This window comes from Rhizobium sp. ERR 942, from assembly GCF_007828395.1.
Classification (GTDB): domain Bacteria; phylum Pseudomonadota; class Alphaproteobacteria; order Rhizobiales; family Rhizobiaceae; genus Rhizobium; species Rhizobium dioscoreae.
This window is the reverse complement of sequence record NZ_VIUA01000003.1, coordinates 656,216-669,300: the sequence shown is the minus strand read 5'-3', so window position 1 is coordinate 669,300 and position 13,085 is coordinate 656,216. Positions and strand designations below refer to the sequence as shown.

Sequence of the window (13,085 nt, the reverse complement as noted above, 5' to 3'; positions counted from 1 at the left end):
CGTCTGATATTATCCTTGTGCAAGAGCGTGGATCGCGCCGATGGGGCGATGACGACCGTCCCCGCTGGCGCGATCGCGATCGTCGTCATTGGCATGGTGACCGCGGCTGGGATCGCCGCCGTCATTGGGATGATAGATGGCGGGACGACCGTCGCTATCATCATCGCCGCCATGGCGGCGTGATATTCGAGATTCGACCCTAGTGTACCACCGCTGCGAGCAGTTGGCATATCGCAGCTGATGTGCCGGCAGCCAAACTCACGCTAAACGCGGGCGGCGGGTCACTTCGAGGTATAACGCAAACGATACGGCCGCCACCGGAACTCCGGCAGCGGCCGTTTGGGTTTAAGAGGAACCTGCGCCGGCCCTTAAGTCTTCCAATCAGCGGCAGACGCGCACGTGGCGCACAACCCAGCGCCCATGAATCTTGCGCTTTACCTTCTTCACATGGCAGTGATGATGATAGTGGTGATGACGATGATGATGCATCGGAGCGGCCTCGGACGGCACGCTGAAGGCAAAGACCGACGCCACAGCTACTGCAGAAGCAAGAATCAGATTTTTCATGTCGAACCTCTAAAGCATTGGGGGACTATGCTGCGCGGATCGCGCACTACGTTCATGCGCCGCATCGCATTAACGGCACATGAACATGCTCTCACATTCGCGAGAGCAACCATACCTTGAACTAATTTTTTCAGAAATACCACATATATCCAGCCGAGAGGTCCCTTGGCGGGCTCTCGAAAATCACGAATGCATCATTTTGGCACGATCTCATTAGCCCGCTACCATTCGCCATCCCCTCGGAAGAAAAGTGCAGCGCAAGATATTGTTATTGCATCGCAAAAAGACTGAATGAGTCATGCGCTCGATTTTCAGTCGTCCACCGAACGAAGGGGCAGCAGGCGCCGAATACGTTCGTCGCGAAGATAAAGACCACCCCACGCCATGACGGCGAGCAATAAACTTATAAGTTGTGGAGGCGATCCGATTTCTCCGAGACGCAGATGGGCGCAAATTGCACCGCCGAAGAACCCGGTCGTCAGGATCGCTCCAAGGACTGCCGTGCGCGGAATTGCGTAAAGAATGACGCAGACGAAGATGATCAAACCCACCACCGTAGCCAGATTGGCGGGAAAGCCCGTCTCCGCCATCTGCGCGCTGATCAAGGCCGGCGCAAACAGATCAACCGCCCCATCGGCCACCAATGCGAGAATCACAATTACGCTAAGAACCCATCCCACCGCCACTCCACCACGAAAGCTCGCATTCTCGGCCATCTTATCCCCCAAATGTGCCAGATTTGGCCCACATCCCCGATTGCCCACCGGCATTGACGCCTGGCTGACAAGTGGCGGCAATCTGGCATGAATGGGAAAGACCGGTCAACGAAGATACCGCTGTCGAACCAGGCGAGCCTCGGCCGAAGTTAGTGCTGCGGGGCATGCGCAATAAAACTGCAAAAATGTGCTGCTATAAGCCTGGCCGCACTCATCAGCTTTGAGAATTACGGACACAGCATTAAGTCAATCGGGCACGCTTGCTCCGATATCAGCTTCAATTCTGTAGAAGAAGAGTGGCTCCCCGGGCCGGATTCGAACCGGCGACCTGTCGATTAACAGTCGAATGCTCTACCGCTGAGCTACCAGGGAATGCGCTTGGCGCGGTGTGAGCGGGGTAATACAAATGCTTTCCCGATTTGCCAAGCGGTTTTTTCAAAAAAAATGCATTCTCTTGCATTATTTCCTCGCGCCACCATTTCCTGTGGATGACCGATCAAAGCGAAACGACAGCAAATGCCGATCGGAATGGCCGGAAAACCCGCCGTTTTGGCATTGATCCCTCAACCCGCGAGCTGGTTTTCGGCTCCGTGAGAATCCCCCTGCCCCGATCGCGCCTTGCCCGCCTTGGCGTGGGGATAGCCCTCATTTTCGGCGGACTGCTCGGCTTCCTGCCGGTGCTCGGCTTCTGGATGCTGCCACTGGGCTTTATCGTGCTCTCGCACGACATGCCTATGGTGCGCCGCTGGCGCCGCCGCTTCGTCGTATGGTGGACGCGAAAACGCCGCCCGGCAAACTAACTCTTTTATCCTATCCCGCACGAACAGGACGAGCCGGATTGCCGACCACAGTCGCGCCGGCGGCAACATCCCCGGTGACGACCGCGCCGGCGCCGATGATCGCGCCGTCCCCCACCGACACGCCGCCGACCAGGATCGCGCCGCCGCCGATCCAGACACTTCTACCGATCGCCACCGGCCGGGCGACTTCCAGACCCGCCCCGCGCAATTCGGCATCCCTATGATGTTCTGCGCAATAGATATGGACGCCCGGTCCCAGCATGCTGCCGTCACCGATGCGGACGCTGGCGCTATCGAGGATCGTGCAGCCGGCATTCATATAGACCCGACGGCCGAGCGAGATATTGATGCCATAGGAGCAATGAAACGGCGCCTCGATGAAGACGCTCTCGCCGATCTCGGCAAAGAGCGCAGACAAAGCCGGCGCCAGATTGCCCCGCTGGGCGGGCGGCATCGTGTTATGTGCATGCACAGCCTCGCGCGCCTGCCAGCGCAAGGCATCGAGCTCCGGATCGAAACAGCAGTACCACTCCCCCGCCGCCATTTTCTGCCGCTCGCTGAGACCCATATTCTCATTCCTCCAATGCCATCCGAACGTCCTGCCGGTGATCTTGCAACACGGCTCGGGGCACAGGCAAGGAGGACCATCGCGTCTTCCTGACCGACCAGCAATCTGTGGGCGAACAGGCGCAGCCCACACCTTTTGATCAGCAGAACCTCAAATGCACGATCCTGCGATAAGCGCTGCTCCGCAAAGCCGCTGCGCGTGTGAAAAAGCCCGTCAATGCGGGATTCTTGCTCTCAACAAACTGTCACACAGCTTGTCTATAACCCCGCTACCGCGGACTTGCGCAAGACCATCGGTTCCGAGCTTTCAAAAAGGAAATAGGGATTATGTCGAAACTTAAAAATTACATTTCTGCCGCCGCCGCAGGCGTCATGAGCGTCGCTCTGGCGATGCCGGCTGCCGCAGCTCCGGTCAAGTTCGATTTCTGGTTTGGCTTGTCGGGCGACCTCCAGCGCGTCGTTGAGACGCTCTGCAAGAACTTCAACGATTCCCAGAAGGATTATGAAGTTTCCTGCGTGAGCCAGGGCAATTACGACGCCGCTCTACAGAACACGATTGCGGCCTTCCGTGCCAACAAGCAGCCGACGATCGTTCAGGTCTATGACGTCGGCACGGCAACGATGATGCTTTCGGGCGCCTATTATCCGGTCAACAAGCTGATGTCCGAAAACGGCTACAAGGTTGACTGGAACAACTATTTCCCGGGCATCGCCCGCTACTACGCCACCTCGAAGGGTGAGTTGCTTTCCTTCCCGTTCAACTCTTCCACCGCTCTGCTCTACTGGAACAAGGACGCCTTCGCCAAGATCGGCAAGACCGCCGCTCCGAAGACCTGGGAAGAAGCTGCGGAAGACATGAAGGCGCTGAAGGGCGCCGGCTATGAATGCCCGATGGCGATCAACATCTCCGGCAACGAAAGCTGGCAGCTGATGGAGCAGTTCTCGGCCATCCACGATCAGCCGATTGCCACCAAGAACAACGGTTATGATGGTCTCGACGCCCGCCTTACCGTCAACAAGACCAAGTTCGTCAAGTATGTGACGGATCTCAAGAGCTGGTACGACCAGGGCCTCATCAAGATCAAGTCCAAGGACCTCGGTCAGGACATGGTTCAGGCCTTCGCCGCCGGCGATTGCCAGATGATCATGACCTCGGTCGGCGACCATGGCACGGTCGGCAAGACGCAGAAAGCCGGCATGAACTGGGATGTCGCCGAGCTCCCGGTTTACGCCGGTACCGAGCGCAAGAATTCGCTTGTCGGCGGCGCATCGCTCTGGGTTCTCTCCGGCAAGTCCTCTGACGAATACAAGGGCGCTGCCGCGTTCCTGAACTTCATTGCCAAGCCCGAAACCGCTCTCTTCTGGTCGACCAATACGGGCTATATCCCGGTTACGAAGTCCGGCTTCGAATTCATGAAATCCTCCGGTTTCTACGACAAGGCTCCTTACAAGGGTCGCGAAGTCGCTATCGCCAGCTTGACCGCTTCCGAGCCAACCGCGATCACCCGTGGCATTCGCCTCGGCAGCTTCACGCAGATCCGCGCTGAATTCGGCAATCAGATGCAGGCCATCTTCGCCAACAAGGTCAGCGTCCAGGAAGGCATCGACAATCTCGTTAAGAACGGCAACGCCGTGCTCGAGCGCTTCGAAGCCACCTACAAGGGCAAGCAGCTGCCGTAAGCGGCAAAGCTCATAACAGAACAGCGTCCGCCGGGCTTTCCCGGCGGACGTTCGTTATGAGGGCAAGCGTGGCATCGAGATATCAAGCCGGTAGAGACAATGGAAAAGCGAGTAACTTTCAACAAATGGAGCGTCGGCATCCTGTTCGCAGTGCCGCAGCTGCTTCTTATCTTCACCTTTTTCTATTGGCCGGCCGGTCAGGCGGTCTTCTGGTCCCTGACGCTGCAGCAACCCTGGGGCGGCGGCAACATCTGGGTCGGACTCGACAATTTCAAATCGATTCTCGCTAGTTCCGATTACTGGAACTCGGTCACGATCAGCATTGTTTTCGCTGCTATCAGCACAACTATTTCCATGGCGGGCGGGCTGATACTTGCGGCGCTGACCGATCGGCAGCTGCGCGGCTCTAAAATCTACCGCGTGGTCCTGATCTGGCCGTACGGAATTGCAGCACCTGCATCGGCCATGGCCTTCCGCTTCATCCTGGCGCCGGAAGCCGGCCTCATGGCCGTGGTCAATCAATGGTGGCCGGGATTTTGGGATCCTGGTCTCGACGGCAATGCCGCCATGGCCTGCATTATCGCCGCCTTTTCTTGGAAATATATCGGATACAGCTTTATCTTCTTCCTTGCCGCTTTCCAGGCCATCCCACGCGCGCTGATCGAGGCGTCCGCCATGGACGGCTCCGGGGTGCTCCGCCGCTTCTGGGATATCCAGCTCCCGTTAATCACCCCGACGATCTTCTTTCTGCTCGTTATCAACATCACCGAAAGTTTTCAGGATTCATTTGGGATCGTCGACATCATGACTTCGGGCGGCCCGCATAACTCGACCAACCTCATGGTCTACAAGATCTATTCAGACGGCTTCAAAGGCCTCGATTTTTCCGGTGCGGCGGCGCAGAGCATCATTCTCATGCTGCTGATCGTCCTGCTTACCATCTTCCAGTTCCGCTTCATCGAGAAGCGCGTGCATTACCGTTGAGGCTGACATGGTCGAGCGCACCCCCATTCTTAATTTCTTTACACACCTGATCCTGCTCCTTGGCTTCATAGTCGCTGTAGGTCCGCTGGCTATCGTCGCCATTGCCGCATCGCATAACATCACCGACGTCAACAAAGTGCCGATGTCGCTGATTCCCGGTTCGGATTTCTGGGTCAACATGAAGACGGCCTGGACGACCGCCAATCTTGGCCCGAAGCTGCTGAATAGCCTGATCTTCGCCACCGGTGTCGCGGTGGGCAAGGTACTCGTTTCGGCGATAACAGCCTTTTCCCTGGTCTACTTCCGCTATCCCGGTCGCCACCTCATCTTCTGGCTGATCTTCATCACGCTGATGCTGCCGCTCGAGGTTCGGATCGTGCCGACCTATGCGGTCGCAGCGAACGTGCTTTCGCCCTTCCAGGGAATTCTTGACATCACCGGCATCACCTGGCTCATCGCAAAGCTCACGGGCATCGAAGTCTCACTGAATCTCGGGCTACTCAACTCCTCAATCGGCCTTATCCTGCCGCTGGTCGCGACAGCGACTGGGACCTTTCTTTATCGCCAGTTCTTCCTGACGATACCGGACGAGTTGGCCGAGGCCGCGCGCATGGACGGCGCCGGAGCATTGCGTTTCTTCATCGACATTCTGCTGCCGCTCTCGCGCACCAATATGGCCGCCCTCGGCACCATCATGTTCCTGTGGGCGTGGAACCAGTATCTATGGCCGTTGTTGGTGACCACCGATCCCGCCCACATAACGGCGGTTCACGAACTCAAATCACTCATCCCGAATTTTGGCGGCCTTCCGGAATGGCACATCGCGATGGCCGGCACGCTGATCATTATGATTCCACCGCTTGCCGTCGTCGTGCTGATGCAGCGCTGGGTCGTTCGCGGGATGATCGCTACGGAGAAGTAGCCCGTTCCTGCCGCGCCGCATTTGGCGTCGCGGCAGTCCCCTGCTATCAAGTACTCATCGGTATCGTGCTGGAATATCCTGCGCAAACCCAACTTCACTTAAACTCCGTCGACCTACACAAATAAAAAGCCCGGAAGTCGGGAAAACTTCCGGGCTCACCTACTGAAAATTTATGTTTGAAATCAGCTCGCCAGCACTTTGAGCGGCGTGACGGAGGCAACGGCGTCTAGCCGCAACCCGGTATCCTGGGCGAAGAGATGGGTATGCTGCTGCGGCAGCTCCAAAGCGACCGACTGACCGGTCTGACCTGTCGTGTGGTCGGCAACGGCGACCGCGAAGCTCGAACCGTTGATATCGCAATGAATGACGCGGCCCGCGCCGAGTTCTTCGACAAAATCGACCGTTGCCGGGATAGCGCCCGGCGTGCCCGCGGGGACGACGCGCGCATGCTCGGGACGGACGCCGAGGGCAACCGGCTGACCGGCGTGGCGCTTGCCGATGTTGGCGTCGATGGCGATCGGAATGCCGTCGAAGATGAATTGCTCGCCATTGGCCGCGAAGGTGCCTTCCAGGAAATTCATGGCCGGAGAGCCGATGAAGGAACCGACGAAACGGGTGCGCGGCGTGTTGTAGACCTCGAGCGGCGTGCCGACCTGCTCGACATTGCCCTTGTACATGACGACGAGCTTGTCGGCGAGCGTCATGGCTTCGACCTGATCATGCGTCACGAAGACCGATGTTGCCGACAAGCGCTTGTGCAGCCGGCGGATTTCGACGCGCATCTGCACGCGCAGCTTGGCATCGAGATTGGAAAGCGGCTCGTCGAAGAGAAAGACCTTCGGCTCGCGGATGATGGCACGGCCCATGGCGACGCGCTGGCGCTGACCGCCGGAGAGTTCGGCCGGCTTGCGAGCGAGGAAATCCTCGAGGCCGACGATCTTGGCGGTTTCCTTGATGCGGCGATCACGCTCTGCGCGCGGCACGCCGGCAACCTTGAGCGCATAGCCCATGTTGGCGGCGACATCCATGTGCGGATAGAGCGCGTAGTTCTGGAAGACCATGGCGCAGCCGCGCTCACGCGGCTCGAGCTTGTTGACAACCTTGCCGTCAATAATGATCTCGCCCGAGGTGATGTCCTCAAGGCCGGCGATCATGCGCAGCAGCGTGGACTTGCCACAGCCGGAAGGTCCGAGGATGACGACAAATTCGCCCGATCGGAAATTCAGGTCGACGCCATGAACGACCGGGTTGCGTCCATAGGCCTTGCGAACTTGTTCGATGCGGATTTCCGCCATTTTAATCTTCCCCGCCTGTCCATTCTCGGCACGTCAATCGGGTGGACTGCTAGCGAATTTGCATTACAGAACAGTGACACGCATTCCTTATATCATAAGCGGCATCCAGTTTTCCTTACGAGAGTTGCGTGTGGCATTCGCCTATGTAACGCGCGGTAGTGGAACCACGCGGTAGTGGAACCATTTGACGGCTGGCACCGTATAAGGGTTTTGCCTTTATAAGGCATGCGAGACGCAACAGAGGATGGGCGATCGGCCAGGACCATGACGATACCGACAAAAGAGCCAAGCCCCGTTCTCCTATGGTTTCGCAAGGATCTCCGCCTCGACGACAACCACGCGTTACAGGCGGCGGCAACTTCAGGCCACGCGGTAATTCCCGTCTATATTCGCGAGCCGGGCGTGACGGAGCGCGGGCCGCTTGGCGGAGCGCAGGAATGGTGGCTACATCATTCGCTCGCCGCCCTGCAAACCGCCCTCGATGGCCTCGGGAGCAGGCTTATCCTCCGCCAGGGCAATGCGCTGACGGTGCTCGAAAAACTTATTGAGGAAACCAAGGCTGAGGCCGTCGTCTGGAACCGTCGATACGACCCGGCCGGGATCGACCTGGACACCCAAATCAAGAAGGCGTTGCGGAGCAAGCGTATCGAGGCCAACAGCTTTGCCGGCCAGCTGCTGCATGAACCGACACGCCTGCGCACGGGCGCAGGCGACCATTACAAGACTTACACGCCCTTCTGGCGCGCATTCGAGCAATCCGGCGAACCGCCGTTTCCGATAGAAGCGCCGGCAAAGCTCCTCGCGCCCGGCCGCTGGCCGCAATCGGACGCGCTCGCCTCTTGGTCAATGCTGCCCACCAAGCCGAACTGGGCATCAGAATTTACGGACATGTGGAAGCCGGGCGAAGCCGCGGCACAAGAGAAGCTGAAGGACTTCATCGATGGCGCCATCGATGATTATGCGGTCGGCCGCGATTTTCCGGATAGACCGGCAACCTCCCTGCTCTCACCGCATCTGGCGCTCGGAGAGATTTCGCCTGCCCGTATCTGGCATGCGACGCGCGGACTGCCCGACAATATCGCCAAGGACAACGTCGTCCGCTTCCGCAAGGAGCTGGTCTGGCGCGAATTCTGCTATCATCAGCTCTTTCATTTCCCGAAGCTCAGGACAGAAAACTGGAACGATCGCTACGATGATTTTCCCTGGCTATCCGATACCAAGCTGCTCACAAGCTGGCAGCGCGGGCAAACCGGTTATCCGATCGTCGATGCCGGCATGCGGCAGCTATGGCGCCATGGCTGGATGCATAATCGCGTCCGCATGATCGCGGCTTCCTTCCTGATCAAGGATCTGCTGATCGACTGGCGTAACGGGGAAGCCTGGTTTCGCGATACGCTCGTCGATGCCGATCCGGCCGCCAATACGGCAAACTGGCAGTGGGTTGCGGGCTCCGGCGCCGATGCCTCGCCATTCTTCCGCATCTTCAACCCGGTGCTGCAGGGCGAGAAATTCGATACGGAGGGCGGCTATGTCAGGACCTTCGTGCCGGAGCTAGCCACCCTCGACCGCAAATATATCCATCGGCCGTTCGAGGCGCCTGATGACGTGCTCAAGCGTGCGGGCATAGAACTCGGCAAGCACTATCCTCGGCCGATCGTCGATCATGCCATGGCGCGGCAGCGGGCGCTCGCCGCCCATGCATCGCTCAAAGATGGCGGATAGGCGCTATTCGGCCGGATGCGCGGTTATGTGCGGCCCTACCGATCTGCGCTTGCTGCCGCTCCCGAGAAAATACCTGAGCGCCTTGAAATAGAGGCCGTAGGGCAGCAACTTCAACAGTTTTGCCCGATAGACCAGGCTCTTCGGGAAACTGATGTCGAAGGATGGGGATTTCAATCCGGCAGCGATCGCGTCAGCCGCCTGCTGTGCCGACACGATATCAGGCATCACGAACTTGTTCTGTGCCGTCAATGGCGTGTCGACATAGCCTGGAGTTATGAGCTGGATGTGGATGCCCATGCGGTCGAGCTCGAAGTTCAGGCTTTCGGCCATGTTGATCAGTGCAGCCTTGCTGGCCCCATAGGCCGCACCGCCGGGCAGACCGCCATAACCGGCCACGGAGGATACGAGGGCAACCTGGCCATATCCCCGAGCCCGCATATGCCGCACCGCCGGAACGAGACAATTGACGACACCGTGAAGATTGACAGCGAAACTCCGCTCGAAGACTTCGTGATTGAGATCTTCGCCCCGCGCGGGCAGATAGATGCCGGCGTTCAAAACCGCCAAGGCAATAGGGCCATGCTGGTATTCGATCGCGGCGACAGTGTGCTCCATATCCTCCGTGTCGGATACATCGCCATCGAGCACGACGATGCTGCCGGCAAGCGCGCTGGCCTCTGCCTGCAGCGCCAGAAGCTTGTCGTGGCTGCGAGCCGTAACGGCAACCTTATATCCTTCTTCAGCCAGTTTCAGCGCCAACGCGCGGCCGATACCGGAACTGGCGCCGGTGATCCAGACCACTCCATGTTCAGGACGTGCGATGAACGGGCTCATGGCTCTTCTCCTTGGCTGGCGGCCGCCTACATCAAACGCTTTCAACAGCGACCGTCGTGGCATTTTAGAAATAGCGTAGCATTGTGGCCGCTTTCGGCCAGACTGACGGCTTCATCGGGAAAACAATGTCACCAACTGGAGACTGCGGACTTGGATGAAAGAGAGAGACCAAGAGGCCCGCCAAGTCGAATTTTGCGAGGCAAAGGAATAGCAAGGAACAGAATTTCTTGCCTATGCCGCCTTGTGAAGGGAAAAGACCGTTCTTACAGTAGTTGCGAACAGAAGGCAGATTCCATGACCGTCCATCCCTCCGTCCTCGAAGCAATTGGCAATACGCCGTTGATCAAGCTCAAGGGCGCCTCCGAGGCGACGGGCTCGACCATTCTCGGCAAGGCCGAGTTTCTGAATCCCGGCCAATCGGTGAAGGATCGCGCCGCGCTGTATATCATTCGCGACGCCGAGAAAAAAGGTCTGCTGAGACCCGGTGGGGTGATCGTCGAGGGCACGGCCGGCAACACCGGCATTGGCCTGACGCTGGTTGCCAAAGCTCTCGGCTACCGCACCGTCATCGTCATTCCGGAAACGCAGAGCCAGGAAAAGAAGGATGCGCTGAAGCTGCTCGGCGCCGAACTGGTTGAGGTTCCCGCCGTTCCCTACAAGAACCCGAACAACTATGTGAAGGTTTCGGGCCGGCTGGCCGAACAACTCGCAAAGACCGAGCCGAACGGCGCGATCTGGGCCAACCAGTTCGACAATGTCGCCAACCGTCAGGCCCACATCGAGACAACCGCCAAGGAGATCTGGGCCGACACCAACGGCAAGATCGACGGCTTTATCTGCTCGGTCGGCTCCGGCGGCACGCTGGCGGGTGTCGCCATGGGGCTGCATGCCTTCAACAAGGACATCAAGATCGGCATCGCCGATCCGGAAGGCGCCGCCCTTTATGAATTCTACAAGAACGGCGAGCTGAAATCCTCCGGCTCCTCGATCACCGAAGGCATCGGCCAGGGTCGCATCACGGCGAACCTGGAAGGTTTCACGCCCGATTTCGCCTATCAGGTCACCGATGCCGAAGCGCTTCCTTACGTCTTCGATCTGGTTGAACACGAGGGCCTGTGCCTCGGCGGCTCGACTGCCATCAATATCGCCGGCGCGGTTCGTCTCGCCAAGGATCTCGGTCCCGGGCATACGATCGTGACCATCCTGTGCGATTACGGCAATCGCTATCAGTCCAAGCTCTTCAATCCCGACTTCCTGAAGTCGAAGGGTTTGCCGCTGCCAAGCTATTTGGAAAAACGGGCTGAAATCGCCGTCCCATACGAAACAACAGCGTGATCATATGACCGTCCATGCCCTTTATCGTGACGATTTCTATCTCTCGACTGCGGAAGCCGTCGTCACCGCGATCCACGAAGATGGGGGCATCGAGCTCGATCAGACCTGCTTCTACGCCACCTCGGGCGGTCAGCCGGGCGATACAGGTTTCCTGGAGCGCGGCGACGGCTCTAGGATCATGCTCGGTCAAACGAAGCATGGGCCGATCAAGGACATCATCATCCATGTCCCACTCGAAAATCAGCCCTTGCCTATCGTCGGCGAAAAGCTGGTGCTGCACATCGACTGGGCGCGGCGCTATAAGCTGATGCGCATGCATACGGCCTGCCATCTTCTTTCGGTGGTCTGCCCCTATCCGATCACGGGCGCGGCAGTCGGCGAAGATGAAAGCCGCGTCGATTTCGACATGAGCGAGACGATCGACAAGGATGAAGTAACGGCGAAATTGATGGCGCTCGTCAACGAGAACCATCCCGTCTTCGTCCGGTGGATCACGGATGAAGAACTGATTGCCAATCCCGGTATCGTCAAATCCAAGAATGTGCGCCCGCCAATGGGCCTCGGTCGTGTCAGCCTTGTCTGTATCGGCGAGGATTCGGCCATCGACAGCCAGCCTTGCGGCGGCACGCATGTGTCGGAAACGCAGGAGGTCGGCGCGATCCACATCGCCAAGATCGAGAAGAAGGGCAAGGAAAACCGCCGCTTCCGCATTCGCTTCGGCGCGCCGACCGACGAGAATTGACCGGGCAAGCGCCTATATCTCGATATCAAGACCAATAAACCATAGCAGGGAGTGATCATCATGGCAGCGGACAAGAGCCGTTTCGTCGTATCTGCCGACTGGCTGCAGGCCGAGCTGGGTGCCAAGGATCTGCGCATCCTCGACGCGTCCTTCTATCTGCCGGCCCAGAAGCGCGATGCCGATGCCGAATATGCCAGCGGCCATATTCCCGGCGCCGTCCGCTTCGACCAGGACAAGATCGCGGATCATTCGACCAACCTGCCGCATATGGTCCCCTCGCCCGAATTCTTCGCGTCCGAAGTCGGCAAGCTCGGCATCAGCGAGAGCGATCGGATCGTGATCTATGACGGTCCGGGCCTGTTTGCTTCGCCGCGCGTCTGGTGGCTGTTCCACATCGTCATGGGTGCGCCGAATGTTTTCGTGCTCGACGGCGGCCTGGACGGCTGGAAGGCCGAAGGGCGACCGCTGGAGACGGCGGTGCCTGCCTTCGCGCCCGCAACGTTCAAGCCTAAGTTCAACGGCAGCCGCGTCGTCTCGTTTGAAGAGATGCGAGAAATCGTCGACAGCCATTCCCTGCAGATCGCGGATGCCCGCAGCGCCGGACGCTTTGCAGCGACCGAGCCAGAGCCGCGCGAAGGCATGCGCTCGGGCCATATGCCGGGCGCGAGAAGTCTGCCATCCGGCGTCTTTGCTACGAATGGCAAGTTCAAGTCGCTACCAGAATTGAGGGAAACCATCGAGAAGGCCGGCATCGATCTCGACAAGCCTGTGGTGACGACCTGCGGGTCCGGCATTACCGCCGCCATCATCACGCTGGCCCTCGAATCCCTCGGCCACGGTAACAATAAGCTCTATGACGGCTCCTGGTCGGAATGGGGCAGTCGGGCGGATACGCCCATCGTCACAGGTCAAGATTGAGCG

14 protein-coding genes and 1 tRNA gene are annotated in these 13,085 nt (G+C 58.7%); 9 read left to right on the top strand and 6 right to left on the bottom strand.

Annotated features, from left to right (window positions below):
* Positions 1 to 48 precede the first annotated feature (48 nt).
* Complete coding sequence (locus FBZ97_RS35055; protein ID WP_281406126.1) at positions 49 to 183, top strand: hypothetical protein; 135 nt, start codon at positions 49 to 51, stop codon at positions 181 to 183.
* Positions 184 to 381: 198 nt separating this feature from the next.
* Here the strand turns inward: FBZ97_RS35055 and FBZ97_RS15910 are convergent, their stop codons facing one another.
* The 3 genes from FBZ97_RS15910 to FBZ97_RS15900 form a co-directional block, all read right to left on the bottom strand.
* The gene (locus FBZ97_RS15910; RefSeq protein WP_069611956.1) at positions 382 to 567 is read right to left on the bottom strand and encodes a hypothetical protein; all 186 of its coding nucleotides are present in this window, start codon (positions 565 to 567) and stop codon (positions 382 to 384) included.
* Between the two features lie 311 nt (positions 568 to 878).
* Positions 879 to 1,283 carry a DoxX family protein gene (locus tag FBZ97_RS15905; RefSeq protein ID WP_145320251.1) on the bottom strand — a complete coding sequence of 135 codons (405 nt, stop codon included), beginning with the start codon at positions 1,281 to 1,283 and terminating at the stop codon, positions 879 to 881.
* 297 nt (positions 1,284 to 1,580) lie between these two features.
* Positions 1,581 to 1,655: transfer RNA gene (locus FBZ97_RS15900), tRNA-Asn, on the bottom strand.
* Between the two features lie 116 nt (positions 1,656 to 1,771).
* On the opposite strand from FBZ97_RS15900, the gene FBZ97_RS15895 reads away from it, so the two are divergent.
* Entirely contained in the window at positions 1,772 to 2,083 is a 312-nt protein-coding gene (locus tag FBZ97_RS15895) for a hypothetical protein (RefSeq protein WP_069612285.1), read from the top strand.
* Between the two features lie 10 nt (positions 2,084 to 2,093).
* On the opposite strand, the gene FBZ97_RS15890 is transcribed toward FBZ97_RS15895, so the two are convergent.
* The gene (locus FBZ97_RS15890) at positions 2,094 to 2,651 is read right to left on the bottom strand and encodes a sugar O-acetyltransferase (protein ID WP_145320253.1); all 558 of its coding nucleotides are present in this window, start codon (positions 2,649 to 2,651) and stop codon (positions 2,094 to 2,096) included.
* A 326-nt stretch (positions 2,652 to 2,977) separates the two neighbouring features.
* On the opposite strand from FBZ97_RS15890, the gene FBZ97_RS15885 reads away from it, so the two are divergent.
* From FBZ97_RS15885 to FBZ97_RS15875, 3 genes are all read left to right on the top strand, one after another.
* A complete protein-coding gene (locus FBZ97_RS15885) occupies positions 2,978 to 4,330 on the top strand; it encodes an extracellular solute-binding protein (RefSeq protein WP_145320255.1) in 1,353 nt (450 codons plus the stop codon).
* 99 nt (positions 4,331 to 4,429) lie between these two features.
* Positions 4,430 to 5,314, top strand: coding sequence for a sugar ABC transporter permease (locus FBZ97_RS15880; RefSeq protein WP_069611952.1), 885 nt, complete (start codon positions 4,430 to 4,432; stop codon positions 5,312 to 5,314).
* 7 nt (positions 5,315 to 5,321) lie between these two features.
* Positions 5,322 to 6,236 (top strand): ABC transporter permease subunit, encoded by a 915-nt coding sequence (locus FBZ97_RS15875; protein ID WP_145320257.1) that lies wholly within the window; start codon positions 5,322 to 5,324, stop codon positions 6,234 to 6,236.
* Positions 6,237 to 6,418: 182 nt separating this feature from the next.
* On the opposite strand, the gene FBZ97_RS15870 is transcribed toward FBZ97_RS15875, so the two are convergent.
* Positions 6,419 to 7,531 (bottom strand): sn-glycerol-3-phosphate import ATP-binding protein UgpC, encoded by a 1,113-nt coding sequence (locus FBZ97_RS15870; protein WP_145320259.1) that lies wholly within the window; start codon positions 7,529 to 7,531, stop codon positions 6,419 to 6,421.
* 264 nt (positions 7,532 to 7,795) lie between these two features.
* On the opposite strand from FBZ97_RS15870, the gene FBZ97_RS15865 reads away from it, so the two are divergent.
* Positions 7,796 to 9,253 carry a deoxyribodipyrimidine photo-lyase gene (locus FBZ97_RS15865; RefSeq protein WP_145320261.1) on the top strand — a complete coding sequence of 486 codons (1,458 nt, stop codon included), beginning with the start codon at positions 7,796 to 7,798 and terminating at the stop codon, positions 9,251 to 9,253.
* A 3-nt stretch (positions 9,254 to 9,256) separates the two neighbouring features.
* Here the strand turns inward: FBZ97_RS15865 and FBZ97_RS15860 are convergent, their stop codons facing one another.
* Entirely contained in the window at positions 9,257 to 10,087 is an 831-nt protein-coding gene (locus tag FBZ97_RS15860; RefSeq protein WP_113333506.1) for an SDR family NAD(P)-dependent oxidoreductase, read from the bottom strand.
* 294 nt (positions 10,088 to 10,381) lie between these two features.
* Between FBZ97_RS15860 and FBZ97_RS15855 the strand changes: the two genes are divergently transcribed.
* From FBZ97_RS15855 to sseA, 3 genes are read left to right on the top strand one after another with little or no spacing between them, the layout of a single operon-like run.
* The gene (locus tag FBZ97_RS15855) at positions 10,382 to 11,422 is read left to right on the top strand and encodes a cysteine synthase A (RefSeq protein WP_113333507.1); all 1,041 of its coding nucleotides are present in this window, start codon (positions 10,382 to 10,384) and stop codon (positions 11,420 to 11,422) included.
* A gap of 4 nt (positions 11,423 to 11,426) precedes the next feature.
* Entirely contained in the window at positions 11,427 to 12,164 is a 738-nt protein-coding gene (locus tag FBZ97_RS15850; protein ID WP_113333508.1) for an alanyl-tRNA editing protein, read from the top strand.
* Between the two features lie 60 nt (positions 12,165 to 12,224).
* On the top strand, positions 12,225 to 13,082 hold the full coding sequence (gene sseA / locus FBZ97_RS15845; RefSeq protein ID WP_145320263.1) for a 3-mercaptopyruvate sulfurtransferase: 858 nt from the start codon (positions 12,225 to 12,227) through the stop codon (positions 13,080 to 13,082).
* Positions 13,083 to 13,085 lie beyond the last annotated feature (3 nt).

What these genes read in the sequence shown, in the direction of transcription:
- FBZ97_RS35055 (WP_281406126.1), top strand. Translation starts at nt 49, where the DNA reads ATGACGACCGTCCCCGCTGGCGCGATCGCGATCGTCGTCATTGGCATG.
- FBZ97_RS15910 (WP_069611956.1), bottom strand. Translation starts at nt 567, where the DNA reads ATGAAAAATCTGATTCTTGCTTCTGCAGTAGCTGTGGCGTCGGTCTTT.
- FBZ97_RS15905 (WP_145320251.1), bottom strand. Translation starts at nt 1,283, where the DNA reads ATGGCCGAGAATGCGAGCTTTCGTGGTGGAGTGGCGGTGGGATGGGTT.
- FBZ97_RS15895 (WP_069612285.1), top strand. Translation starts at nt 1,772, where the DNA reads ATGACCGATCAAAGCGAAACGACAGCAAATGCCGATCGGAATGGCCGG.
- FBZ97_RS15890 (WP_145320253.1), bottom strand. Translation starts at nt 2,651, where the DNA reads ATGGGTCTCAGCGAGCGGCAGAAAATGGCGGCGGGGGAGTGGTACTGC.
- FBZ97_RS15885 (WP_145320255.1), top strand. Translation starts at nt 2,978, where the DNA reads ATGTCGAAACTTAAAAATTACATTTCTGCCGCCGCCGCAGGCGTCATG.
- FBZ97_RS15880 (WP_069611952.1), top strand. Translation starts at nt 4,430, where the DNA reads ATGGAAAAGCGAGTAACTTTCAACAAATGGAGCGTCGGCATCCTGTTC.
- FBZ97_RS15875 (WP_145320257.1), top strand. Translation starts at nt 5,322, where the DNA reads ATGGTCGAGCGCACCCCCATTCTTAATTTCTTTACACACCTGATCCTG.
- FBZ97_RS15870 (WP_145320259.1), bottom strand. Translation starts at nt 7,531, where the DNA reads ATGGCGGAAATCCGCATCGAACAAGTTCGCAAGGCCTATGGACGCAAC.
- FBZ97_RS15865 (WP_145320261.1), top strand. Translation starts at nt 7,796, where the DNA reads ATGACGATACCGACAAAAGAGCCAAGCCCCGTTCTCCTATGGTTTCGC.
- FBZ97_RS15860 (WP_113333506.1), bottom strand. Translation starts at nt 10,087, where the DNA reads ATGAGCCCGTTCATCGCACGTCCTGAACATGGAGTGGTCTGGATCACC.
- FBZ97_RS15855 (WP_113333507.1), top strand. Translation starts at nt 10,382, where the DNA reads ATGACCGTCCATCCCTCCGTCCTCGAAGCAATTGGCAATACGCCGTTG.
- FBZ97_RS15850 (WP_113333508.1), top strand. Translation starts at nt 11,427, where the DNA reads ATGACCGTCCATGCCCTTTATCGTGACGATTTCTATCTCTCGACTGCG.
- sseA (WP_145320263.1), top strand. Translation starts at nt 12,225, where the DNA reads ATGGCAGCGGACAAGAGCCGTTTCGTCGTATCTGCCGACTGGCTGCAG.